Annotated in this window: 1 protein-coding gene; it reads left to right on the top strand. The window is 69.8% G+C overall.

Going from position 1 to position 1,135, the window contains the following annotated elements:
* Positions 1-966, top strand: a 966-nt coding sequence (locus tag ACZ5CR_RS46620; RefSeq protein ID WP_468870124.1) for an MFS transporter, incomplete at its 5' end; no start/stop codon positions are given.
* Positions 967-1,135 lie beyond the last annotated feature (169 nt).

The following is a 1,135-nucleotide window of genomic DNA, read 5'->3' as shown; positions in this document are numbered from 1 at the left end:
GTGACCGCGGTGCTGATCCTGAGCGGCGTGCCCGACTGGCTCTTCTACGCCTCCGCGCTCTGCGTCACGGCCGTCAACCGTTTCGTCCTCGCCGGACTCTCGGCGGCGCTGCCGCGCGTGGTGGACGACGAGCGCCTGGTGGTGGCCAACTCCCTCTCACCGACCGCGGGGACGCTGGCCGCCACCGTGGGCGGCGGCCTCGCGTTCGTCGTGCGCCTGGTGGGCTCCGACTCGGACGCCGCGGTGGTGCTCGTCGGGGCGGCCCTGTACCTCTGCGCGGCGCTCGCCTCGCTCCGGATGGCCCGTGAACTCCTCGGCCCGGACCCGGAGCTGGTGCAGCCACGGATAGGCGCCGCGCTGGCCGGTACGGCGCGAGACCTGGTGGGCGGGGTGCGGCATCTGTCGCAGCGGCGCCCGGCTGCCCGCGCGCTCCTCGCGATGACGTTCATGCGGTTCTGCTACGGCGCCCTGTCGGTCATGGTCCTGATGCTCTGTCGGTACGCCTGGTCGTCCTCGGAGTCCGACGGGCTCGCTCTGCTCGGGCTCGCCGTGGGGTTCTCGGGGGCGGGCTTCTTCGCGGCGGCCGTGGTGACGCCCTGGGCGGTGAACCGGCTGACGGCCAGCGGCTGGATCGTCGCCTGCGCGGGAGCAGCAGCGATCCTGGAACCGGCGCTCGCTCTCCCCTTCACGCCTGTACCCCTGCTGATCGCCGCGTTCCTCCTGGGCCTGACGACCCAGGGAGCGAAGATCGCCACGGACACGGTGGTGCAGTCAGCGGTTGACGACAGCTTCCGTGGCCGGATCTTCTCCGTCTACGACGTCTTGTTCAACGTCGCCTTCGTCGGCGCGGCCGGAGTTGCCGCCCTGATGCTGCCGCCTGACGGGCGATCGGTTCCGCTGGTGGTCACGGTGGCCGTTATCTACGCAGCGATTGCTGCTGCTATGGCCAGGTTTGACGCGCAGTAAGTGTCACATCAATGCCACAGAGCCACTCTGGGCTTCAGGTATGTCACTGCGCCCCTATAACTTACGGACGTCGTATCCGCGCCATAGCGCTTCCGTTCGAGGGGGACCCCCAAGTGACTACTCCGCCCCAGGGCCAGAATCCGTACGGCCAGGGCGTGCAGCCGCACCC

The organism is Streptomyces sp. NPDC031274 (genome assembly GCF_055570235.1).
The sequence above is the reverse complement of the archived record's forward strand: the minus strand, read 5'-3'. Positions and strand labels throughout refer to the sequence as shown.